Genomic DNA, 22,099 nt, shown 5'->3' on the forward strand with positions numbered 1-22,099 from the left:
TTGTTCGAAATGGTTCGCCCAAGGGCGGAATTCAACATGCTTCGATCCGACGCCGTCACCCAAGGGATCCAACGCTCCCCGAACCGCGCCATGCTGCGCGCCGTCGGTTTTGGTGACGAAGACTTCGGCAAGCCGATCCTTGGCATCGCCAACGGCTACAGCACTATTACTCCCTGCAACGTCGGCCTCGACGATCTGTCCAAGCGTGCTGTCGAAGCAGCCCGTGCAGCAGGAGGCATGCCTCAGATGTTCGGGACCATCACCGTCAGTGATGGCATCTCGATGGGGACGGAAGGGATGAAGTACTCCCTGGTCAGCCGCGAGGTCATTGCTGATGCGATTGAAACAGCCTGCAACGGCCAGAGCATGGATGGCGTGCTGGCCGTGGGTGGCTGCGACAAGAACATGCCCGGCGCCATGCTGGCGATGGCCCGCATGAACATCCCATCCATCTTTGTGTATGGCGGCACGATCAAACCGGGAAAACTGGGCGGCTGTGATCTGACCGTGGTGAGCGCCTTCGAGGCCGTGGGTCAGCTCACCAACGGCAACATCGATGAGGAGCAGCTCACAGCGGTGGAGAAGAACGCCTGCCCAGGAGCCGGCAGCTGCGGCGGCATGTTCACTGCCAACACGATGAGTGCGGCGATCGAAACCATGGGCCTGAGCCTGCCCTACAGCTCCACCATGGCTGCGGAGGACCAGGAAAAAGCTGACAGCGCTGCACGCTCGGCGGAAGTGTTGCTCGACGCCGTGAAGGCCAACATCCGCCCCCTCGATCTGATGACGCGAGAGGCCTTTGAAAATGCCATCAGCGTGATCATGGCCGTGGGTGGATCCACCAACTCCGTGCTGCATCTGCTGGCCATCGCTCGCACAGCAGGTGTTGAGCTGAGCATTGATGACTTCGAACGCATCCGCCAACGCGTTCCTGTGTTCTGCGACCTGAAGCCCAGCGGTCAATACGTCACGGTGGATCTGCACCGCGCCGGTGGCATTCCTCAGGTGATGAAGCAGCTGCTGGATGCCGGCTTGCTGCACGGCGATTGCCGAACGATCGAAGGCAAAACGCTTAAGGAATTGCTGGCGGATGTTCCCTCCACACCGCCCGCAGACCAGGATGTGATCCGACCGATTTCCAATCCCCTCTATCAGAAGGGTCATCTAGCCATCCTCAAGGGAAACCTGGCCAGCGAGGGCAGCGTGGCCAAGATCAGCGGTGTGAAGACACCTGTGCTCACGGGGCCCGCTCGCGTGTTCGAAAGCGAGGAAACCTGCTTAGCCGCGATTCTCGATCGCCAGATCAAGCCCGGTGATGTGGTGGTGGTTCGCAATGAAGGACCCGTGGGTGGTCCGGGGATGCGGGAAATGCTCTCGCCCACCTCTGCCATTGTCGGTCAGGGGCTTGGTGAAAAGGTGGCGCTAATCACCGACGGACGCTTTAGCGGAGGCTCCTACGGACTCGTGGTCGGCCATGTGGCGCCTGAAGCTGCCGTTGGAGGCACCATTGGCCTTGTGCAAGAAGGCGACAGCATCACCGTCGATGCCAATCAACTGCTGCTGCAGCTGAACGTGGATGAGGCTGAACTTGAACGCCGGCGTGCCGCCTGGACGAAACCGACACCTCGCTACCGCACAGGCATCCTTGGCAAATACTCGAGACTTGTCGCATGTGCCAGTCGTGGTGCGACGACCGACCACTGCGACTAATCAAAACGACGACGTGAGCATGCGTCGTCGCTGCCGCTTCTGGCTGTTGCAGCCCAATTCCCTCGGAACTTGGCTGACATGGGAGCGGCTGTGCGCGAACGAGCAGAACGCAGGACCACTCCATGAGCGAGTGACCTCATCTCAACACCGTCGGTGACAGTGCTCACGGATGAGTTTCAAGACCGATGCAACAAGTTCAGGGCTGCGCGCTTGGAGGATCAGAGCGCATTCAAGGCCCATTGCAAAAGACAGATCGCAACGTGGTATCGAGAAACCCCTGGGGCGCTCCAGACCCCGTGTCGTCCCTCAGCGAGGCGCCGAGCCACGGCAGTTCAGTCAGTCCGAGAGCTTTCTTCTGTTCCTGGGGATGATGAACTCATCTGCCAGGGCAAGGGCATCACTGCCACGCTGTTCTGCGATGAGCTGCTCAACCCGGTCATCCCACCATCGAATGGTCTCGGGTTTCAGTCCCTTGCCCTCGTCGTTGCTTGGATTGTTTTCTCCGCGAGCCATCGCCGCGTTGCATCAGCCAATAGTTAAGAGAGAGAGGGTTGCAGACCGTGGCTGGTGTCGCTCGACCGTGACCGTGACCGTGACCGTGACCGTGACCAAGTGTGCGTGCCCCGTCAGCCAGCCGTCACACCACATCTAGCGTTGACTTCCCGATCTCGGGTTGGGATGATATGGATCCCCATCACCCGGCCACCGCAGGCACTATTGCTAGCGGTGGTTTTTTATTGATCCGTTCGCAGACCTCAAGCCAGCAAGGCCCTGAGTCGACGGGCCAAGGCCTCCAACGGTGCACCATCGGCAGGTGCCGAACAACGTTTGCCGCTTTCACCATCCATCCACACCGGATGCTGGCCGTGCCACAGCATCGGTCTATCGGGTTGGTCAGCCCAGGCCAACGTGAGATTGAGTTCCACACCACTCCGGTACACCTCCAGTTCGAGGTCCAGCTCACGCATGCGCTCACCTTCACCATTGCGGCACTCGATCCGACCCTGGTAGTCCTCGGGTGTGGCGTCTTCAGCTGAGAGCACAGCATGCAGATAAGGCTTGCTGCAGACGTCCGCGGCTGCGGCAATCAGCGTTTCCAACGCAGCGCACGGTCCGAGCTCAGAAGGCATCAATGGAACGCAACAACATCCGAATGGGGCCCGCTTTGTAGCCGGGGTTGGCCTGGCCATCATCACCAAAACGGGAATGAAGCAGCTGCAAACGGGTAATGCAGGACGGGTCGAAACGCACGGGCAAGCTGACCGGACTGGCCCTCACCACAGGCCGGAGCTGTTCAAAAGGAATGTCGACCACGGTGGTCGACGATGGCTGCGTCGCGACCGTGGTCACCCAACGCAAACCCCCAGGGATCAGCTCGGTGAGTCCAAGCACCCCGTCCCGGCAGGCCACAGCCACCTTGAAACTGCGGCCCTCTCCATCGAGGGTCAAGCGCAAACCGTTGAAACCACTGAGATCCAGGGGCGGACGAAACACGGGTGATCGGCAACTGACGAAACCACCGCCTTCACTCACCACCTCGCCTTCGAGCATCAGCCCCTGGTCCGTGACACGACACCCGGCTCGGCTCGCCCCACCCATGATCGTGTCGTTGAGACTGGCCCACTCTCGAAATCCTTGACCGGCAACAACCGTTCTGATCTCAGGCGCGGGCTGGGAGGGGGGAATCGTCAAAGCCCTTGGGAAGCAGCCTGATCAGCAAGCACAAGAATCTCTGATCCTGGCTGCACCAGCTTGGCAGGTGTGCGTTCCGGAGACTCCTCGGGGTCGAGCAGACGCGACAACGCCTGACGTTTGCCTTCGCCACTCACCAGAAACACCACCTGACGAGCAGCACTGAGGACGGGTGCGGTCAACGTGATCCGATCCAGTCCTTTGCCACGACCGATGGTGGTCCAGCGATCGCAGACCGCAGGTGCCTCCGTGCCAGGAAACAAGGACGCGGTATGTCCATCATCCCCAAGACCCAGAAGCATGAGGTCGAAGACGGGCGGTTGCCCGTCACAGAGGGTACCCAGTAGATCCGAGAAAGCATCTGCACTGGCTTCTGCCGACGGCAGTGACGTGGTTGGCACCGGATGAAAACAGGCTTTTGCTCCAGGCTGTCCCGCTATCAGCAGAGTTTGACGGAGCATGCGGGCATTGCTGGATTCGTCGTCAGCAGCCACCCAGCGTTCATCGCCGAGCAGCACATCCACCCGATCCCAAGGAAGGTGCTCTTGAGCGAGCAAAGCGTAGGCCTGCGCTGGAGTGGTTCCACCGGACAGGGCCACCTGAGCCCTGTCACGCTGATCCAGAGCAAGGTCGATGGCAGCACCAATGTGCTCGGCAGCGCGCCGGGCAAGTGCATCTTTGGAATTGGCGCGTTCAAGGCGATAGGAGCTCATCGGCCCGACCTCAGTCCAACCACTCGGTATGGAAGATGCCGTCCTTATCGACCCGCTCGTAGGTGTGAGAGCCAAAGCAATCGCGCATGGCCTGCACGAGGTTCTGGGGAAGGCGCGCAGTGCGGTAACTGTTGATGTAATCGAGGGTGTTGCTCAGACAAGGCACTGGAATACCGGCTGCGGCAGCGCCCGCAACAATCTTCGCCAACCCGGGAAGACGACGATTCACCTGATCGGCGAACCAAGGGTCGATCAACAGGTTGACGAGCTGAGGATCGGCGTTGAAGGCATCCTGAATGCGCTGCAGAAGACGGGCACGGATGATGCAGCCCCCCTTCCAAATCTGTGCGATCGACGGCATGTGCAAGTTGTAGTCATGCTCCGCTGACGCGATGCGCAACAGTTCCATGCCCTGGGCATAACTGGCCATGCAAGCCAGAACCATGGCATCCATCAGAAGTGCCATGCCATCAGCTGGAGTGCCCATATCAAAGGGCTGGATGACGGGCCCCTGAAGGATCGATTCGGCCTTGATGCGTTGACCCTTCATGGAGCTCATCACCCGACCATTGAGTGCGGCATAGATCGTTGGGACGGAAGCCCCCATCTGCAGCGCACTCACCACGGTCCAAAGCCCCGTTCCTTTCTGACCGGCCTTGTCCTGAATCTTCTCGACTAGATCGGCTCCATCCTCGGGATCTTTGGTGCGCAGACAAACCTCCGTGATCTCCACCAGATACGAGGCAAGCTCCTCGGTGCTGTTCCAGTGAGCGAACACATCGGCCATCTGCGTACCGGTCATGCCGCCGACCCGTTTCATCAGGTCGTACCCCTCGGCAAGGATCTGCTCGATGCCGTATTCAATGCCGTTGTGGACGGTCTTCACAAAATGACCGGAGCCACCCGGGCCGATGTAGGTGACACAAGGTCCGTCGTCGACCTGAGCCGCCATCTTGGTGACAAGGCTTTCGATCGCGTCGTAAGAGGCTTTTGTTCCACCCGGCATCATGCTCGGCCCTTCAAGCGCTCCTTTGGCGCCACCGGACACACCCATTCCGATGAAACCGAAGCTCTTGCTTTCCAGCTCGGCGACACGACGTTCGGTGTCGTGATATTCGGAATTACCTCCATCGATGAGCAGATCCCCCTGCTCCAGCAGTGGAGAGATCTGCTCGATCACAGCATCAACCGGCCCACCAGCCTTAACCATCATCAAGATGCGGCGGGGCCGCTCCAATTTATTGACGAAGTCCTGAAGATCCGTTGCACCCTGGATGTTTTTGCCGACGCCGCGACCTTTAAGAAATTCCTCCGTCTTGGCGTAGGTGCGGTTGTAGACAACGCTGGAGAACCCATTGCTCTCGGCATTGAGGACCAGGTTTTCCCCCATCACGCCGAGACCAATCAAACCGAAATGGGCCTTGGACATGGTCAGCTGAACCCTGCACTGAACACAGTGTGACCATGGCAACCGAAGTCGGCTGCAACATGGTCAATGTGTGTCAGGAATGAGGCATCAGATCGACGAGTCAGAGCGTCGAATCAAATCACGGTGCCGTCAGCAATCGAGGCGTTTTTCACCACGACGACGATGCCATTGCGGATGTAGAAGCCAAGCTCCGGACGATCCGCCTCTTCAACGTGATCCTTGTTGACGATGGTGACGTTGCGACCAATCCGGGCATTTTTATCGAGGATGGCTCGCTTCACCGTGGTGCCTTGGCCCACACCAAGAGGAATCCCGCCCCGCTCGGAGAGAACAGCCCGTTCCTCGCTGGATTCAAAGAAATCGGCACCCATCACCAGAGTGTCCTGGAGCACCACATCGGATTCGAGGCGACTACGCACACCGAGCACACAGTGGTGAACACTGCAGGACTTGAGAATCGACCCTTCACCCACAATCGAATTGGTGATCTGCGCATCCACCAACTTGCTCGGCGGCAGATAACGCGGACGGGTGTAAATGGGGAACTTCTCGTCGTAAAAACTGAAAGGTGGCTTCGGCTGCTGGGTCAGAGCAAGATTGGCTTCATAGAAAGCACCAATCGTTCCGATGTCTTCCCAGTAGTCATCGAAGACATAGCTCTGGAGCTTGTCACCGCGCGCCAGTGATGCCGGAATGACCTCCTTGCCGAAATCTTTGTGATCGGTGTTCGTGTCAAGCAGATCGAACAGCGTCTTGCGACTGAAGACATAGATGCCCATCGACGCCAGGTAAGGGCGCTCCTGGGCGGATTCGGAACTCAAGCCGAAACGGGAGGTGTCAACAGCCATTTCCCGCAGCGAGTCACCCTTGGGCTTTTCACGGAATTCCAGGATGTTGCCATCCCCATCCGTGCGCATCAGCCCGAAGGCCTCGGCTTGTGCGGGGTCGACGGGTAAGGCCGCAACGGTGAGATCAGCACCGGTCCTGCGGTGGTGCTCGATGAACCGGCTGTAGTCCATGCGGTACAGCTGATCACCGGAAAGGATCAGGTACTCATCGACGTCCCATTCCTGGAACAACCACTGGTACTTCCGAACCGCGTCAGCGGTGCCCTCAAACCAAGAGGGACTGTCGGGAGTCTGCTGAGCAGCGAGAACCTCGACGAAACCACCGCCGAAGGAATTGCTGAGATTGAAGGTTTGGCTGAGGTGCCGATTGAGTGACGCACTGTTGAACTGCGTCATCACGTACATCTTGTTGATGTCGGAATTGATGCAGTTGCTGATCGGAATATCAATCAGTCGATATTTGCCCGCCAGCGGCACAGCTGGCTTGGCCCGCATCTTGGTGAGTGGGTAGAGACGCGTCCCCGCACCTCCCCCGAGAATGATGGCCAGAACGCGCTTCATGCCGCCCCCGAAGATCGGCTTTGCGGGGCAAACCTACCGGACTTTTCCTGATCTCAGCACACCCTTGGACCAGATCAATCAAGACTGCTGGGAATCAGTTTTAGACAAGCGTCAGAGATGCCTTGTGAAGCATCAGCGATCTTGATCATCGTCCTGTGCGAGATCGAAAAGGCGCTCCACAACCAACAGCGAATTCTGACGTTCACTGCGTTGCTGAGGCGCACGCAACGCCGTTACCGGGGTGTGCAGAACTTTGTTGATGATTCCTTTGCTCAGGGCTTCAACAACCTTGCGCTCACGAGCCGAGAAATCGGGGCCCATGCGACTCAGCGCCTTCTGCAACTCTTCAGCGCGGATCGACTCCAGTGACGAGCGCAGCCTGTTGATGGTGGGTACCGCTTCGAGGCTGTCCCACCATTCAAGGAACAACCGGCTTTCCTGATCCAAAAGCCCTTGTGCTTCACGCGCGACCTGCTGACGAGCTTCCTGGTTGCGCTCGACAACCTCCTTGAGGTCGTCAACGTCGAAGGACTCGACACCGGTGATTCCCTCCACATCCGCGGCGATGTTGCGGGGAACGCCAATATCAATCAGACGCAGGGAACTGCGGCGGTTCAGACGTTGCAGGCGGGCAGCGTCGATGATCGGGTCATCAGCAGCCGTGCTGGTGAAGACCAGCGAACAGGTGCTCAGACAGTGATCCAAATCCTCAAGAGGACGACACTGCACAGGGAGATCGGGGAAATCCGCTGCAAGGGCTTCAGCGCGAGACACGGTTCGGTTCAGAACCACAACACCTGACGCGCCTTTGGCCTTCAGGTGTTGCAGGAGCAGGCGACTCATCCGGCCTGCACCGACCACTGCCACCTGCTCATCTTCGAGGGTGACGAGATCATCAACACCTCGGCTCTGACCGAGTTTCAGCTGGGCCAGCTCAACGGCCGCTGAACTGATCGACACCGCACCGGTACCGAGGTTGGTTTCACTGCGAACGCGCTTGCCGGTGCTGACCGCCTGCGTCAGCAGGCGATTGAGGATGGGCCCGAGCGACTTGTGCTCCTGACCCAAGCGCATCATTTTCTTGACCTGGGAAAGGATCTGCCCCTCGCCAAGAACAAGGCTGTCAAGACCGGCAGCCACCCTGAGCAGGTGAGCGACCGCGTCTTCATGGTGGTAAGCGAACAGATGAGGTTTGAGATCTCCGGTCTCCAAACCGGAATGGCCACTCAAGAACTCTCTGACCGCTGAAATGCCGAGTTCGGGGTTGCGAACAAGGGTGTAAATCTCAAGTCGGTTGCAGGTGCTGAGGATTGATGCCTCCAGCACCTGGTCATGCCCCCGCAAATTATGCAGGGATTCCTCCATGGTCTGCTCAGGAATGCTGAGCTTCTCGCGCACTTCGACCGGTGCCGTTCGATGACTGAGGCCGACAACGGCGATATGCATAGAGGAATCCCTGGTAGTTGAACAGGAAAGGTCAGCTCAGAGCGATGCTCTGGGCGCCGTCTTTGATGTGCACGGTGTTGGTGAATCGACAAGTGTTGTCCAGGTTGCTGATCACCAGGCTGCTTGTGCGGGTGCAGTCCTTTTCGAACTTAACGCCGTTGAAGAGCAGACCATCCGTGATGCCGCTGCCAGCGAAACAAACATGCTCGCCGCAGGCCAGCTCCTCTGCTTCATAGACCTTGTCGGGATCGCTGATGCCCATCTCAGAGAGACGCTCCAGGTTGCCCTCTTTGGTCATGTCAGCCCATTCAGAGGTCTGAGCAATCGCAGGGTCGTAAACCAGTTGACCCTGGAAGTGACCACCCAGAGCGCGCATGGCAGCGGCGGAAATCACACCTTCAGGGGCTGCACCAATGCCCATCAGGCAGTGGGTGCCGGTGCCTGCGAAACCACACGCGATGGCTGCCTGAACGTCGCCGTCGGAGATGGGCTGAATGCGAGCTCCGGTTGCACGGATTTCAGCGATCAGATCCTTGTGACGGGCACGATCCATCACCACGATGTTCAGCTCGTCGACGGGGAGACCCAGACACTCGCTGAGGATCTTGATGTTTTCAGTAGCCGATTTGCGGATGTCCACCTTGCCCTTGGCAGCCGGAGGAGCAGCCAGCTTCTTCATGTAGAAGTCCGGAGCGTTGAACAGACCGCCACGATCGGAAGCGGCGAGAACAGCCATGGAGCCGCGCTGGTTGAAGGCGCAAAGATTGGTGCCTTCGCAGGGATCAACAGCGAAATCCACGCCAGGGCCAGTTCCGGTGCCGACCTCTTCTCCGATGTAAAGCATCGGGGCTTCATCACGTTCCCCCTCACCAATCACGATGCGCCCCTGCATCTGGATCTGGTTCATGCGCTTGCGCATGGCATCGACTGCCAATGCATCTGCTTCATCCTTCAGACCTTTGCCGGAGAGCGAGGCGGAAGCGATGGCGGCCTGCTCGACGATCTCGAGAATTTCCTGAATGAGGGTCTGATCCACGGGACTCCGGATGAGGTGGGATGGGTTGGCGAGATCTCCTGGACGGGCAGTTGGCCGTCGCCGCAGTGGATCTCGACGTATGAGCGCGGCTCACTGTATCAGTGGTTGCAGGAGTCCCTAAAATCTCCCCGCAAACCGCGCATCTCATCCATGAGCACCAAGCCCCTGGTGATCTCGCCTTCGATCCTGTCGGCTGACTTCTCACGCCTCGGAGAAGAAGTGAAAGCCGTGGACGAAGCCGGTGCAGATTGGATCCATGTGGACGTGATGGACGGCCGCTTTGTTCCAAACATCACCATTGGACCGCTGATTGTTGATGCGCTGCGTCCGGTGACCCAGAAGCCTCTGGACGTTCACCTGATGATCGTTGAGCCGGAGAAGTACGTCCCTGATTTCGCCAAAGCCGGCGCCGACATCATTTCTGTTCAGGTTGAGGCCTGCCCTCATCTGCACCGCAACCTGGCCCAGATCAAGGATCTCGGCAAAATGGCTGGTGCAGTACTGAATCCCGGCACGCCTCTGGACACCCTCGAGTACTGCCTTGAGCTGTGCGATCTGGTGCTGATCATGAGCGTCAACCCAGGCTTCGGCGGGCAGAGCTTCATTGAGAACCAGGTTCAGAAGATTCGTGATCTGCGCCGCATGTGCGACGAGCGTGGTCTCGATCCCTGGATTGAAGTGGATGGCGGCATCAAAGGCGGCAATGCCTGGAAGGTGATCGAAGCTGGCGCCAACGCGATTGTGAGCGGTTCCGGCGTGTTCAACCAATCCGATTACGCAGCCGCAATCCAGGGCATTCGTGACAGCAAGTGCCCGGAGCCTGCACTGGTCTGAGCCATCGTCCGCTGACCACAACCCAGCAAGGCTCTTCCTCGGAAGAGCCTTTTTTAATGACTAGGACTTCACAAAAGTCCGTTGGCGTCAACCGTCCTGATCAGCCACATCGGCACCTGAACCGAGGTCACCATCGAGCTGTTGACCAGGCTTCCATCCGCTGGCCCAGATCTCACGGCAACGGAGATTGAGAGCCTGCGCATCCAATCCCCAGGAGGAGACCACCTTCTGAATGTCAGCTTTGATGTCTTCAGCCCCAGGAAAGTCGCCGTAACGCATCACCAATCGAGCAGCGACCGTGAGTTGCTCGGGTCCAGGATCACCCTGATGCCCCAGCAGAGCATCGACAAGATCGCGATCCGCTGCATAGAGAGGATGGGTCTGTTCGGCGTTTTCACTCATCGGAAACAGGCATCAAGGACAACGAAACGCGACGGTGAAGAGCGTCACACTGGCGGTGTCGAGCAGCCAAGCACGGGATATGCCGCCCACCTCCCGTCAGCCACGTCATCTCGTCATTGCAACGGGCATCGTGCTGATTGTGCTGCTTTTGGCGGGTGCTGCAGGGCAACAAGCCTGGAGTCGACAAACCCAGCTGACCGCACGATTCGAACAGTGCATGGAGCAAGCTCCGTTCAAACAGTCATTGAAAACGGCACAACCTGAGCATCAGCTTCAGCCAGACGATCTGCAGAGGCATTTCGATCAGTTCAACAAGATGTATGAATCGACTGGTCTACCGCCCATCTGGGATGGCCATCAGCTGGTTGCCTGGACGACGTTTCATCGCGACTCCATCCAGGTGGCGAAAGCCTGCCATCAGTCACTGAACATTGAACGGCCGCAACAACAACTACGCGGGACATACGCCAAACCTGTGTGGGATCCCGATTCAGCGATCTGGAGGAATTCCTGATTCCCCGGAAAGAAGACGGTGTTACGTCAGTCAGGAATGGACGATGCAGCAACCTGCTCAGACGTGGAATGCAAGGCTTTGGCCTGGAGTTGTTCCACAGCGGCCAAGGCTTCGTGGGCGGGCCAGCCATGCGTGTCCATCAGCTCCTTCACCAGTGAATCGGGTGTCCCCTGGATGCAGGCCCGCATCTCCGCCAAGTCGTGATGGTCTCGAGCGAGAGCATCGAGGCGCAAACCAAGGAGTTGCTGCGTTGTGGGTTGGTTCATGGACGCACTGTGAAAGACAGCGCGGTCCTCTGTGGCTGCAATTGATGCATTGCCAGAAATCGAATGAACCGAGGATGTGACCAGCCGCGATGTGCCTCAGGAGCTGCTGCGCTCTACTGGAGGCATGACAGGCGTCGCATCACCAGCATGAGAAAAGATGTACCTGGTCAAGAGGAACCAAGAAAATGGTTTCGCAGCCATCTTCTCGGTCGGGAAGTTGAACTGCAGGAGCTCTATGAGCTCAGCCTCTCCGAGCTGGACTTGCTGATGGCAGAAACGGCTGAGATCCGATCCGATCTGGAGAACCGAGCCCGTAATCACGGACGCTGGTGCACAGCCGGTTACATGCTCGAATTGGCACGCATTATTGATGCACGGCGCATGCGTGATTGAGCATCAATACAAACCAAAACAAGCCATACCTTGTTCCTTGAAAGCGCCAGAAGACAAGGGTGCAAGACTCAAAGCCCGACTTCACACATACCAACATCAACTTCAAATCACTAGTCCGACCATTGCATGGTCGAGGACAGTTTCTTGATCAATAAGGATACGCATTGGGCACGAAAAACTGCTCATTAATGGGTGGCCTGGTGTAATCACCTTTCTTCGGGCGTGGGGGCAGTTCAATCGCAGGTGGGGTCATATCTTCCCAAGGCACTTTGGCGAGCACATGCCGAAGACAGTTAAGACGTGCTCGTCGTTTGTCATCCGCTTCAACAGTGAACCAGGGAGCTTCAGGAATGTTGGTGCGGTTGAACATCTCGTCCTTCGCCCTTGAAAAATCCACCCAGCGATTGCGCGCTTCAAGGTCCATGGGGCTCAGTTTCCAACGACGGGTGGGATCGTCGATCCGGGATTGGAAGCGAACTTCCTGCTCGGTGTCACTGACCGAGAACCAATACTTCAACAGCAGAATGCCGCTTCGGACCAGCATGCGTTCAAACTTGGGCGCATCCTCCAGAAACTGCTCGACTTGTTCCGGGGTACAGAACCCCATCACCCGTTCCACGCCGGCACGGTTGTACCAACTGCGATCAAAGACAACGATCTCCCCTGCTGCAGGGAAATGTTCCACATAACGCTGGAAATACCACTGACTTTTCTGGCGTTCCGTCGGCGTTCCGAGGGCAACAACGCGGCAACCCCGTGGATTGAGTGGTTCCGTCAGCCGTTTGATCGTGCCCCCTTTTCCGGCGGCATCACGCCCTTCAAACAACACGATCATCCGGTAACCCGTGTCCCGGATCCAGTACTGCATCTTCACCAGATCCGTCTGAAGACGAACGAGTTCCGACTCGTAGAGCTTCTTGTTCAACCGCTCGGGTTTTGGTTGACCACCTTCCATCAAGTCATCCAACAGCTCAGCAGGGTGGTCGATATCGCGTTCACTGCCACCCAGGCTGTCCAGAACGTGATCGGGAACCTTCGCTACAGCCGATTCCTTGCTGGATTTGCCGTGTTTCTTGTCCTTGGCTTTGTGCTTCTGCCCCATGACCGCAGATTGTTCCTTTCCCCATTGGAGGGCCTGGATGCGTGAAGGCTCCGAGTGCGCCGGTTTTTCTCAGATTTGCGACGACCCGATCTCGGACTGGCGCATCGGCAAAGGCAAGCTGAGGCGGATGGCAAATGTGCCTGGAGTCGTACCGCCAGGTTCCGGGTACAAACACTCCAGTTGGCCGCCATGCAAACGGGCGACGTGGGCAACGATCGCCAGTCCAAGGCCGCAATGACCTTGCTGGCCGCGGGAAGAATCCAAGCGATGAAACGGTTGCAGGGCCTCAGTCCATTGCTGAACCGGCATTCCTTCCCCCTGATCCCAGACGTCGATGCAGCAGCGATCCTCGATCGCATGCAACTTGAGGATCACCGGAGATGCGCCGTAGGAGAAGGCGTTGTCAATCAAGTTGGCGACTGCGCGGCCGAGGGCAACGGGTTTCACCGAGAGACCAATCGAGGCCAACTGCAACTGCAACTGATCCGCCGGATGGCTGCTGGCCACTTCAGCCAGCAGCTGATCCAGGGGAACCTCCACGGAGGTCTCGCTGTCACCTCCCCCGGCAAACAGCAGAAACTGACCCGTGATTCTCTCCAGCGATTGCAGGTCACCAGCGCAGCGTTCGCGTTCGTCCGCTGAGAGTTGTGGCATGGAAAGCCGGAACTGAAGCCTGGTGATCGGTGCGCGGAGATCGTGGGCGATCCCGGCCAGCATCGTGGCTCGCTCACGGCGGTTCTGCGCCAGCCTCTGCACCATGGCATTGAAGCGTTGGGTGAGGCGCTGGACTTCGGGAGCTCCGCGAGCAGGTACGGCATCAGGATCCTCGCCCTCACCAACTCTGGACAGTGCCTTTTCCAAACCACGCAGGGGCGCTTCCACCTCGATGAGCAGGAACAGGCCACCGCAGATCACCCCGGCGCCCACCAGCGACAGTCCGAGCAGTGTCGGTTCAGGCGGCCAACGCATCATCGACGGCACATCCACCCGCAACCAAATCGGCTCCAGCGGGGAAATCAATTCGATCCACACCCGCCTTTCGCCCCTGGCCGCCCGATCCGGTAGCACCATCGGACAATGCGACAACCGCTGACAAAGCTGTTGCTGCAGGGCATCCGCCTGACGTTTGAAAGCTGCCGATGGAGGCAGTGAAGCAGGCTTCGGTCGCACCGCTACCTCGAGATCAAGCCCTGTCAGCTCGGCCACCAAATGGGGTGGGTAGCGCTCCAAGGCCAGTTCGGTGAGGCGCACGTTCAACGCCAGTTCTCTGCCGAGCTGAATGGTCTGCAATTGCTCCAGCTGCCGGCCAAACAGGGCTTGCAGCATCACCAGACAGAACGCTGAACTGCCAACTGCCAGTCCACCCCAGATAATCAGCGCACGCAGGCGCTTCTGCCAGGGGAGAGATGGCATCAGCAAGGAACGGAAATCAGTGATCAGCGGGATCGCGGTTGACCATCAGGCACAAAGACATACCCGTAACCCCACACTGTCTGCAGATAGCGCGGCCGCGTCGGGTCAGGCTCCACCAATTTGCGAACCCGCGACACCTGTACGTCCATGCTGCGGCTATCGGTGTCACAGCCAGGCCCCCTGGCCAACTCAATCAGCCGTTCGCGGGACAGCGGACGATGCGGATGTTGAACAAAAGCGGCCAACAAGCTGAATTCGCCGCTGGTGATCACCACAGGCTGTCCCTCGCGGATCAACGTCCGTGCAGCAAGGTCGAGCACATTCTCACCGAACACCACATCACCACCCTCGGCCAACGGCGTCCCAGCGGGGAGCGCACTGCGACGCCTCAGCACCGCTTCAATGCGGGCCGACAGCTCACGGGGAAGGAAGGGCTTAGCCAGGTAATCATCCGCTCCCTGTTCCAAACCAATGATGCGATCCACTCCATCACCACGGGCCGTGAGCATCACGACGGGAAGATCATCCCCCGCATCCCGCAGACGACGCAGCGCGGTGAGCCCGTCATCTCCCGGCATCATCAGATCGAGCACAATCAGATCAGGACGCTGAAACTCGAGGCGCGCCTCCAGCTGCTTCACATCACTGAGACTGCGAACGTCATACCCCTGATCAATTAAATACGTGCCGACCATCTGGCGCAGATCGGGATCATCGTCCACGACCCAGATCATCGACGGTTTCTTCGCCGCAGGCTTGGCTGATGAGTTGGCGGTGGAGGTCATCATTCGAGCACCCAGTTCGTCGCGTACACAGCCATGGCTTTCGGTCCATCTTGATCTTGATCCGATGGTATGAATGTCGCCACTGGATGTCTCGCAGGAAAGGACCCTGTCACAGCTGATCGAAGGACTGTCACGACTCAGACATGTCCTTCACGCCCAGCCTCCATAAGCTCAAGGAATGCTGAAGCCCTTGTCCCGGTCAAGCTGGAGCGCCATCGGCGTCATCGGAATCGAGAGCCTGTTGTTGTTATCGACCGCTGTTCTGGCGGATCCGCGGCCAGTGCAGATCTACGGGCAACGGATGGAAGCGATGTTCGTCCGGCTCGACGTCAACGGTGATGGGCGACTGGAATCCGGTGAAGTTCAGGGCCAGCCTTATCTCGAACGACGGCTGCAGCGTCGCGATTCACGCGGCTTTCTGTTGTTGGAAGATCTCAAACCCAGAAGCACCCATCCAAGCGGTGCACGCTTGCAACAACGTTTTCACCAGGCTGACCGCAATGGTGATGGGCGCATCGATCGCCATGAATGTCAGGCCATGCCCTGGCTGAGCAGAAACTTCACCAGTTTCGATCTCGATGGTGATGGGGCGCTCACACTGGCTGAGCTCTGGACCGTGCAGCGTTCTCTGGCGCCACGTCCGTAACGCCCTAGCGACGCTTGCGCCGACGGCGCGGTGTTGATGAAACCGACTTGGGGGCTCGCGTGCCGAAGGTGCGTTTGAGCGAGCGAAACAAGCGGATCACTCCTGAAACCAAGGCCAACAGAGCGCCAACCAACAGAAGTGCGACCACGATTACGACGGTCAGACCCAGCAGCCCTTCCAGCAGCTGTCCAATGCCGGCGATCAGGTCGGCGATGGCCTCACTGACCACCAACAGGCCCTCATTTTTTTGCGGCAACCAGCTCAGGAATGCCAGGGTTCCAGCCCCGAGGGCTAACAACAAAACAGCTTCCCCGAACTGCCTGCCGATCGATGGCTGACGGCGAGGCTGACGGTTCGTGAACACACGACGGGTCTTCGACACCGGGCGCAGAGGACGAAGGTTCCGAGAGCTCATGGACATTGCTGACCAGCAACGGTCAAATACGGCCGAGCAGATGCTTCCTTAGGGCAATTACAGCGAGAACGCATCAAGAGGCAAGGCGCATCGAGACATTCTGGTGATGCCTTGCGTTAGGTCAACGCTTCGCGTCCTCTTGTGAAGGATCGCTGATCGGAGCCTCTGTGCTCGATGGCTCTGCGGTCTCCTGACGACTTGGCTCAAGCTGCGGAACTGGGAGCAGCAATGCGACAAGACCAAGAGCCGCAAACGTCACTCCACCCAGAAGCGGAGCAGCCAGGCGTTTGGTCAGGGGGATGCGCTCGACAAGATCGCGCCGATGCAGTGGTTCATGCTGAATCGCTGGCCAGTCCAGTCGGACACGGGTGTCCAGTCGTAGAGCATCAAGACAGCGCACCAGATCAGCGAGTTCCGCATCATCCAGGCGAATGGACAGGGGCGGAACATCGGGCTGACCGCTGGTGAGATCCAACCGATGCTGAATGCCATCCGCCACGATTCTGACGGGATCCCCCTCCTCTCCAATGGACCGGACGACGCCTGAGAGCCGCAAACGCACGTAAGGAATTACCACACGCATCAGCGACTCCAGATGTTCGCGACGACCCTCGACTTCTGTTCCGCCGACGATCATCAACCGCCAAGACGACAGGATGCCGATGGCCTGATCACCCTGACCGGCAGACAGGTCAGGAAGTCCCTCCACCTCCAGGCGGGTCGAGGTTTGGTCATAGCGGTAGGACTGTTTCAGCATCACCGTTCAACGTTCAGGGGGTGGGGTCAAGCAGGCTGGCGCGCAGGCGATCGACTCCTTCAGGACCCGACGCCAGAGCCAAGGTGAGAACCAGTTGGCGCTGGATAGCGTCTCCGGGCTCAACGCCCAGCAAGCGTTGAATCGCACCACGGCGTGGGTTCATGCGTTCCTCGATCAAATCGCGCAGACGCTGATCGACCAGGGTCCAGCGCTCACGCGTGAGCTGTTCCGGCTCGCGACTGGACAGAAGCTGATGAAGCATCGGATAAAGCCGATCTGCCATGACGCAGAGAATCCTGATCAAAGCCTCGGTTTCCACTGCGCTGAGCTGCCCCCGACGGGTGGACCGTCGCAGCGGGTTGTGGCAACGACGTTTCCAGAGCTCAACGCGATTGGGAAAAATCGAGTCGAAGCCCAGTTGGCGTGTTGCCCACAGCATGGCCTCACCACCATTGAGATCGAGCGCCTCAACGGTGAGCAACAACAGATCCAGGCGCTCGAGCGCACGGCGGCCAAGGACGGCATCTGGCAAGGACGGATCAGGGGCCGCCTGAGCAGTGACTTCAGTCATGGCTCCAATGACAATAAAAGCAGTGTCTGACTGGGATCTGCCCAGTTACTGCAACGATTTCGCAGAACCCTTCGCAGTTCAGACCGTCGCAATACCTCTGTAGAAGCCAATGGGCCGTCCAAAGAAACCAATCCAACGACGAAAGAATGGCATCTACTTCGTCCAGCTGCACGAAGCCGGGAGACGGGTTGTAAGGAGTCTGGAGACCAGAGATCCAATCAAGGCAGCACCCAGAGCCGAACAGGCCATCAGGGAGCTTCAAGAGGCAGAAACAGGACCGAGGTGGACAGCAGATACGCCTGTCTTGGTTCCGGCAGGTGACCACCCCATTGACGAACACACCCCTGCCATCGAGACCACATGGTCTGAAGTCGCTCAATCTCAGGAAGAGATCAAGACCTTGGCTTGGATCGATCTCATAAGAGAGGCCGACAACGTCAGGAAACGAAAAGAAGGCAAGCCTTACGGCAGCTCATGGCACCGGAACATCGGGATTGCCATACGTGGCGTCCCGTTCACCCTTCAAGAAGCATCACCTCAAACGATCCGGGCATGGATCAAGGAGCTTCAAGACGCTGGCTTGTCTGGCCTCACCATCAACAACAAGTGCTCACTGTTGAGCGAAGAGGAAGCGGATCGGATGGTTGGCTGTAACTGGGGAGTGAGCCTTTGATCCATCAGAAATTGGGGGGACTCTCAGTTATTCATTTGATTGAGTGATGGGACTTGAGCCTGGAAAGGATATGGTGTTTTGATGGGGCGAGAGCCTCACAAATCACTCATAACTAATGAGGCTCTTCAACACAATCGCTACCTCTTCTCTAGTCGCGGGGGTATTTTTTATACCTGTAACTCCTGCCAAAACAGCTCCTCGCTTACTTCAATGCTCTGAACTTGCGAAGCGTTTCGCTATTGGTGACGTCAATTTTGACGAGAGTTTAAAGTGCAGTGCAGGGCAAACCGAAATGACTTATGGAAAGTATTGCTCACGCACACAAGGAATCGTTTGCACTAGGGGAAGAGGTTGGAGTTGAGAGTTTTGTAGTCATCGTCTTTTGATGACACCAAGAAACCCCCAGAGGCTTGCTCCAGGGGCATACAGAAGGGTCTCAGATTTTAGGCATCACTAGGTGCGTCGTGTCGTAACGCAAGTTGGCTTGGATTAATCCTTATCATTCCTGAGCTTTCCCTTCTGCATGTTCTTCTTCAGCTTTAGCTGCATCCCTTTCTCTTTGCTTTTCAACTTTTTGGACCTCTTCTAAAGCCTTTTCAGCTGCGATCTCTTGTTTTTTGTCATTTATCAAAGCCAACCCTTCCTTGCTTGTGATTTCATCCCAAGAAGACGGAAAGTTGTCTGCAACATCTCTGCAGGCCACCACATCGCCTCTATTGCACGAATTAATAACTTGATTCACCTCACGGCTTATGCCTGGCAAGACCGCAATGATTCCAGCAATCAACGACAAGAGAGTTCTGACTAGTCTTCCTTTAATTTTGTACTCTCGGGAAAATAAAAATGCAGTTAGAAGTGGTAAAGCAAAAACGCAGAGAACAACTCCAAGCGTAGCATTTGAGAGGGCAATAGCTCCAAAGAAAAGCGCAGTAAATAGTATTTTTTTGGTCGAATTAAATGAATTGAACATTTCAGTCTCTACTTTTGACGTAACGAATTTAATTCTATCAACTTGAGTTTAGGTTGTCCACAAAATCCGCTATTGGAGGCGTGTTATCTATAAAAAATTAAACAGGGTTTTCTTTCTCCCCACCCACTAGTTCCTTAATCTTCCTGATCTGGTTTGGTGAGGGTTCACCACAGCTAGGGCCGCCTACCCATTCACCACCATCAGGAGGCAGGGGAGGTCCACCCTTCAGGGCCACCAGGGGAGGGCCAGGGAAGCACGTTCTGGACCAGGTCATCACAACAATGACCGCATCAAGGGTCAAATCAACTGGTATGACTGGCTGATCATCAGAGACAGCATCTAGAGCACTACGACACCGTCGTAATGCGCCCTGATTCCGTTGGTACTGCATCAGGTGCTGACAGCAGGCACGGGGCGACCAAGGCCAGGGAGCAGCGGCTTAACAATCGGAGGTGCAGATGAGCCGTGTCCAGGTCTCTATTTCTGCCCATCTGTTGCGCTTTTTTCTGCGTCACCTGTGGTTAAACCGTCGTAGAACCCCACCAACCGTCGTAATAAAACCTGACCAGCACTTGACAGTTAGCCAAGGCTGCGATGATGGCAGGGTTGAGGCCTATGCGTCACCACCCTGTGGATCTTCGTCAGTTCATTCGTGATGTCCCCGACTTTCCGAAGCCGGGAATCCTGTTTCGCGACATCACGCCACTGCTGCGTGCTCCCGAGGGCTGGGCTGAGGTGATGCGTCAGTTTGATGCGATCTGTGAGCGTCTCAAACCCGATCTGATCGTTGGCATTGAATCGCGGGGATTCATTGTTGGCACCGCCATTGCGACGCGACGCAACCTCGGCTTCGTCCCCATTCGCAAGCCTGGGAAGCTGCCTGGTGAGGTTGTCGGTATCGACTATGCCCTCGAATACGGCACCGATCGGCTGGAAATCCATGCTGATGCACTTGCCGACGGCTCCAGAGTTTTACTGGTAGATGATCTCCTCGCCACCGGAGGAACAGCAGAAGCCAGCGCTCAGCTAATTGAGCGTGCCGGTGGAGAACTGCTCGGTTGTGCCTTTGTCGTAGAACTGGCTGCCCTTGAAGGTCGCAAGCGACTGCCTGAAAGCGTGGCAGTGGACGCGTTGATCACCTACGGCTGATTCACGCTGAAGCGAGCTGGGAAAGTGTTCAGGACTGGTGTTGCAGCTGCCAGTCGAGCACGTCTTGGTATTGCGTCAGGTTGAGCAAACCGAAACTCCAGAGCACCACCGGCAACGGCGCCTGTTCGAGTTCAGCCTGACGAAGCCCCAGATTGATGGCGTTGTCACTCAACCCGAGTTTCTGGTGAAGAAAGTCAATCAGCGCCCGGGATACCGCAGGTTGTGGATCACTGCTGATAACCATGCCGAAAGAATGATTGAACTCACTCTGGCAGTGAAGTGAGCAGTGTGCCCGGACCATCGGTCATCGCGGACAGGCTTAAACGACGAACCCAACCAAGGTGGGCGAGCGCGACCAACGCCACACGACGGATTGGCAGCAGCAGCGGGTGACGATTGGAGAAGAAACGAATCAGCAGATCGGTGGCAAGCAAGACACCGATGAGGTCCCATCTCCGCCGGCGCGTGTAACGACGGGGCAGTACGCGTGGCTTCAGAGCTCCATCGCGCAGCTGCTGGGTCAAATCCAACAGATCACTGACATCTCGCCAACAAAGATTCAATCCCTGACCACCAACCGGATGGCAGCGATGCCCTGATTCCCCTACCAACAGCAAGCGTTGGCGATCCAGTCGTGGTGCAAGGCTCAACTCCAGTGGGAATGCACCAGGCTGGTCCAGCAGTTCCGTAGCCGACAGTTCCTGCGGGAGAAGGGATGTGAGGGCTGTCAGGAGCTCATCGCTCTTGGACCCTGCACGGTCGCGGCACAGACTGAACGGCGCACTCCAGACGACCTGATAACGATCGTCTCCAATGGGGAGCACGGCCATCGGGCCTTCAGGACGAAACAGCTCATAGGCCGTAAACGGTTCAGCACCGCTGAGACGAACTTTGGCGGTCAGACATCCCTGTTGATAGCGATGCGACCAATGCAAAGCCCCTGAACGTTGACGCAGGGAGGAGCGCGGTCCATCAGCAGCAATCATCCAATCCTCAGGAACTAAGAAAGAGGAAGGGCTCAGCTCAATGTCGGCGACGCCGAATCGCATCGCAACCCGCGGGGACTGCGCAAGACGATCGAGCAGCAGGCGCATCAAAGGACGATGGTCCAGGATCCAACCAATGGCTTCGGCCTTGCGGTTGGCGTCTCTCAGATCATCGAGAGTGAACCAGGAGGTTTGATGGGTGGCTCGGTCATCGAGCCGCAGCGCTGAAAACGGCGTGAGATTTGCAGTCAAATCGGACCAAAGTCCTAGCCGTTGAAGCAAACGCCGAGAGGAATGCGTGATGGCGTAGGCACGACTCCGATTAAGAAGCGCTTGGCGGGGAAGTGAGTCGACTAAGTCAACGGAATGGCCTTGATGAGCCAGCCCCAGCGCCAGTAGTGCTCCGGTAGGGCCAGCTCCAATAACCCTGAAATGACTCAGACCTGTGGTGGCCAGTGAATCTCGAGCTGGAGAAGCAGTCGTCACCACAGCAGTCAAATCGTTCAGCCGATACCCAGGAGACCACGCGTGAAGGCTTCACCACCCAGGGCGAGCTCAGTGGCGAGGAGGGCAATGAAGCCGAGCATGGCCATGCGACCGTTCAGCTTCTCGGCGCGCTCGTGGAAACCCCAGCCGCTTTCAGTGTCGACCACCTCCATGCGGGGCTCAGTGGCGAAAGCATTCAGGCGGCCACCATCCTCGGTAGTGACGCTGGCACCGCGAATGGTGGGAGCGTTGGAAGGAGCCTGGGACATGATGAACCTGTCTTCTTTACACAGCTTAACACG

Annotated in this window: 27 protein-coding genes; 7 read left to right on the top strand and 20 right to left on the bottom strand. The window is 57.6% G+C overall.

The window, feature by feature from the left end; all coding sequences use genetic code 11:
* Positions 1–36: 36 nt before the first annotated feature.
* Positions 37–1,710: a dihydroxy-acid dehydratase gene (gene ilvD / locus SynNOUM97013_RS07375; protein ID WP_186479159.1), complete on the top strand. Its 1,674-nt coding sequence runs from the start codon at positions 37–39 to the stop codon at positions 1,708–1,710.
* 336 nt (positions 1,711–2,046) lie between these two features.
* Here ilvD and SynNOUM97013_RS07380 read toward each other — a convergent pair whose 3' ends face one another.
* The 8 genes from SynNOUM97013_RS07380 to glpX all read right to left on the bottom strand — a co-directional run bounded on the left by SynNOUM97013_RS07380 (position 2,047) and on the right by glpX (position 9,435).
* Entirely contained in the window at positions 2,047–2,223 is a 177-nt protein-coding gene (locus SynNOUM97013_RS07380; RefSeq protein WP_186479160.1) for a hypothetical protein, read from the bottom strand.
* A gap of 242 nt (positions 2,224–2,465) precedes the next feature.
* Entirely contained in the window at positions 2,466–2,840 is a 375-nt protein-coding gene (locus SynNOUM97013_RS07385; protein WP_186479161.1) for a hypothetical protein, read from the bottom strand.
* The gene (locus SynNOUM97013_RS07390) at positions 2,830–3,402 is read right to left on the bottom strand and encodes a CIA30 family protein (protein WP_186479162.1); all 573 of its coding nucleotides are present in this window, start codon (positions 3,400–3,402) and stop codon (positions 2,830–2,832) included. Before SynNOUM97013_RS07390 ends, SynNOUM97013_RS07385 begins: the two co-directional genes overlap by 11 nt.
* On the bottom strand, positions 3,399–4,115 hold the full coding sequence (gene pgl / locus SynNOUM97013_RS07395) for a 6-phosphogluconolactonase (protein WP_186479163.1): 717 nt from the start codon (positions 4,113–4,115) through the stop codon (positions 3,399–3,401). The genes SynNOUM97013_RS07390 and pgl overlap by 4 nt, the downstream gene beginning before the upstream one ends.
* Positions 4,116–4,125: 10 nt before the next feature.
* Complete coding sequence (gene gndA, locus SynNOUM97013_RS07400) at positions 4,126–5,544, bottom strand: NADP-dependent phosphogluconate dehydrogenase (protein WP_186479164.1); 1,419 nt, start codon at positions 5,542–5,544, stop codon at positions 4,126–4,128.
* 113 nt (positions 5,545–5,657) lie between these two features.
* Positions 5,658–6,953 (bottom strand): glucose-1-phosphate adenylyltransferase, encoded by a 1,296-nt coding sequence (locus tag SynNOUM97013_RS07405; RefSeq protein WP_186479165.1) that lies wholly within the window; start codon positions 6,951–6,953, stop codon positions 5,658–5,660.
* A 132-nt stretch (positions 6,954–7,085) separates the two neighbouring features.
* The gene (locus SynNOUM97013_RS07410) at positions 7,086–8,399 is read right to left on the bottom strand and encodes a glutamyl-tRNA reductase (protein WP_186479166.1); all 1,314 of its coding nucleotides are present in this window, start codon (positions 8,397–8,399) and stop codon (positions 7,086–7,088) included.
* A gap of 31 nt (positions 8,400–8,430) precedes the next feature.
* Positions 8,431–9,435, bottom strand: a complete 1,005-nt coding sequence (gene glpX, locus SynNOUM97013_RS07415) for a class II fructose-bisphosphatase (protein ID WP_186479167.1) — start codon at positions 9,433–9,435, stop codon at positions 8,431–8,433.
* Positions 9,436–9,585: 150 nt separating this feature from the next.
* Here glpX and rpe point away from each other — a divergent pair, with 150 nt between their 5' ends.
* Positions 9,586–10,269, top strand: a complete 684-nt coding sequence (gene rpe / locus SynNOUM97013_RS07420; protein WP_186479168.1) for a ribulose-phosphate 3-epimerase — start codon at positions 9,586–9,588, stop codon at positions 10,267–10,269.
* An 87-nt stretch (positions 10,270–10,356) separates the two neighbouring features.
* Here rpe and SynNOUM97013_RS07425 read toward each other — a convergent pair whose 3' ends face one another.
* Positions 10,357–10,671, bottom strand: a complete 315-nt coding sequence (locus tag SynNOUM97013_RS07425) for a DUF3288 family protein (RefSeq protein WP_186479169.1) — start codon at positions 10,669–10,671, stop codon at positions 10,357–10,359.
* Positions 10,672–10,750: 79 nt separating this feature from the next.
* Here SynNOUM97013_RS07425 and SynNOUM97013_RS07430 point away from each other — a divergent pair, with 79 nt between their 5' ends.
* Positions 10,751–11,185 (top strand): hypothetical protein, encoded by a 435-nt coding sequence (locus SynNOUM97013_RS07430; RefSeq protein ID WP_186479170.1) that lies wholly within the window; start codon positions 10,751–10,753, stop codon positions 11,183–11,185.
* Between the two features lie 26 nt (positions 11,186–11,211).
* Here the strand turns inward: SynNOUM97013_RS07430 and SynNOUM97013_RS07435 are convergent, their stop codons facing one another.
* A complete protein-coding gene (locus SynNOUM97013_RS07435) occupies positions 11,212–11,451 on the bottom strand; it encodes a hypothetical protein (RefSeq protein WP_186479171.1) in 240 nt (79 codons plus the stop codon).
* Positions 11,452–11,598: 147 nt separating this feature from the next.
* On the opposite strand from SynNOUM97013_RS07435, the gene SynNOUM97013_RS07440 reads away from it, so the two are divergent.
* Positions 11,599–11,844 (top strand): hypothetical protein, encoded by a 246-nt coding sequence (locus tag SynNOUM97013_RS07440; RefSeq protein ID WP_186479172.1) that lies wholly within the window; start codon positions 11,599–11,601, stop codon positions 11,842–11,844.
* A 148-nt stretch (positions 11,845–11,992) separates the two neighbouring features.
* Here the strand turns inward: SynNOUM97013_RS07440 and ppk2 are convergent, their stop codons facing one another.
* The 3 genes from ppk2 to SynNOUM97013_RS07455 form a co-directional block, all read right to left on the bottom strand.
* Complete coding sequence (gene ppk2 / locus SynNOUM97013_RS07445) at positions 11,993–12,946, bottom strand: polyphosphate kinase 2 (protein WP_186479173.1); 954 nt, start codon at positions 12,944–12,946, stop codon at positions 11,993–11,995.
* A gap of 69 nt (positions 12,947–13,015) precedes the next feature.
* On the bottom strand, positions 13,016–14,359 hold the full coding sequence (locus SynNOUM97013_RS07450; protein WP_186479174.1) for an ATP-binding protein: 1,344 nt from the start codon (positions 14,357–14,359) through the stop codon (positions 13,016–13,018).
* A gap of 23 nt (positions 14,360–14,382) precedes the next feature.
* The gene (locus SynNOUM97013_RS07455) at positions 14,383–15,093 is read right to left on the bottom strand and encodes a response regulator (RefSeq protein ID WP_186481508.1); all 711 of its coding nucleotides are present in this window, start codon (positions 15,091–15,093) and stop codon (positions 14,383–14,385) included.
* Positions 15,094–15,334: 241 nt separating this feature from the next.
* Between SynNOUM97013_RS07455 and SynNOUM97013_RS07460 the strand changes: the two genes are divergently transcribed.
* Positions 15,335–15,790 (top strand): EF-hand domain-containing protein, encoded by a 456-nt coding sequence (locus SynNOUM97013_RS07460; protein ID WP_255442641.1) that lies wholly within the window; start codon positions 15,335–15,337, stop codon positions 15,788–15,790.
* 4 nt (positions 15,791–15,794) lie between these two features.
* Here the strand turns inward: SynNOUM97013_RS07460 and SynNOUM97013_RS07465 are convergent, their stop codons facing one another.
* The 3 genes from SynNOUM97013_RS07465 to SynNOUM97013_RS07475 form a co-directional block, all read right to left on the bottom strand.
* Positions 15,795–16,205: a hypothetical protein gene (locus tag SynNOUM97013_RS07465; protein ID WP_186479176.1), complete on the bottom strand. Its 411-nt coding sequence runs from the start codon at positions 16,203–16,205 to the stop codon at positions 15,795–15,797.
* A 121-nt stretch (positions 16,206–16,326) separates the two neighbouring features.
* Positions 16,327–16,962 (bottom strand): DUF4335 domain-containing protein, encoded by a 636-nt coding sequence (locus SynNOUM97013_RS07470; RefSeq protein ID WP_186479177.1) that lies wholly within the window; start codon positions 16,960–16,962, stop codon positions 16,327–16,329.
* 13 nt (positions 16,963–16,975) lie between these two features.
* Positions 16,976–17,533: a DUF3038 domain-containing protein gene (locus SynNOUM97013_RS07475; RefSeq protein WP_186479178.1), complete on the bottom strand. Its 558-nt coding sequence runs from the start codon at positions 17,531–17,533 to the stop codon at positions 16,976–16,978.
* A gap of 109 nt (positions 17,534–17,642) precedes the next feature.
* Here SynNOUM97013_RS07475 and SynNOUM97013_RS07480 point away from each other — a divergent pair, with 109 nt between their 5' ends.
* Positions 17,643–18,206: a hypothetical protein gene (locus SynNOUM97013_RS07480; RefSeq protein WP_186479179.1), complete on the top strand. Its 564-nt coding sequence runs from the start codon at positions 17,643–17,645 to the stop codon at positions 18,204–18,206.
* Positions 18,207–18,705: 499 nt separating this feature from the next.
* Here SynNOUM97013_RS07480 and SynNOUM97013_RS07485 read toward each other — a convergent pair whose 3' ends face one another.
* Complete coding sequence (locus SynNOUM97013_RS07485; RefSeq protein ID WP_186479180.1) at positions 18,706–19,176, bottom strand: hypothetical protein; 471 nt, start codon at positions 19,174–19,176, stop codon at positions 18,706–18,708.
* Positions 19,177–19,791: 615 nt separating this feature from the next.
* On the opposite strand from SynNOUM97013_RS07485, the gene SynNOUM97013_RS07490 reads away from it, so the two are divergent.
* The gene (locus SynNOUM97013_RS07490) at positions 19,792–20,325 is read left to right on the top strand and encodes an adenine phosphoribosyltransferase (RefSeq protein WP_255442643.1); all 534 of its coding nucleotides are present in this window, start codon (positions 19,792–19,794) and stop codon (positions 20,323–20,325) included.
* A gap of 28 nt (positions 20,326–20,353) precedes the next feature.
* On the opposite strand, the gene SynNOUM97013_RS07495 is transcribed toward SynNOUM97013_RS07490, so the two are convergent.
* From SynNOUM97013_RS07495 to SynNOUM97013_RS07505, 3 genes are read right to left on the bottom strand one after another with little or no spacing between them, the layout of a single operon-like run.
* Positions 20,354–20,569 carry a DUF2949 domain-containing protein gene (locus SynNOUM97013_RS07495; protein WP_186479181.1) on the bottom strand — a complete coding sequence of 72 codons (216 nt, stop codon included), beginning with the start codon at positions 20,567–20,569 and terminating at the stop codon, positions 20,354–20,356.
* A gap of 19 nt (positions 20,570–20,588) precedes the next feature.
* Entirely contained in the window at positions 20,589–21,800 is a 1,212-nt protein-coding gene (locus SynNOUM97013_RS07500; protein WP_370586473.1) for an FAD-dependent monooxygenase, read from the bottom strand.
* Between the two features lie 14 nt (positions 21,801–21,814).
* Positions 21,815–22,066 (bottom strand): high light inducible protein, encoded by a 252-nt coding sequence (locus SynNOUM97013_RS07505; RefSeq protein ID WP_186479182.1) that lies wholly within the window; start codon positions 22,064–22,066, stop codon positions 21,815–21,817.
* Positions 22,067–22,099 lie beyond the last annotated feature (33 nt).

This window comes from Synechococcus sp. NOUM97013 (genome assembly GCF_014279815.1).
Taxonomy (GTDB): domain Bacteria; phylum Cyanobacteriota; class Cyanobacteriia; order PCC-6307; family Cyanobiaceae; genus Synechococcus_C.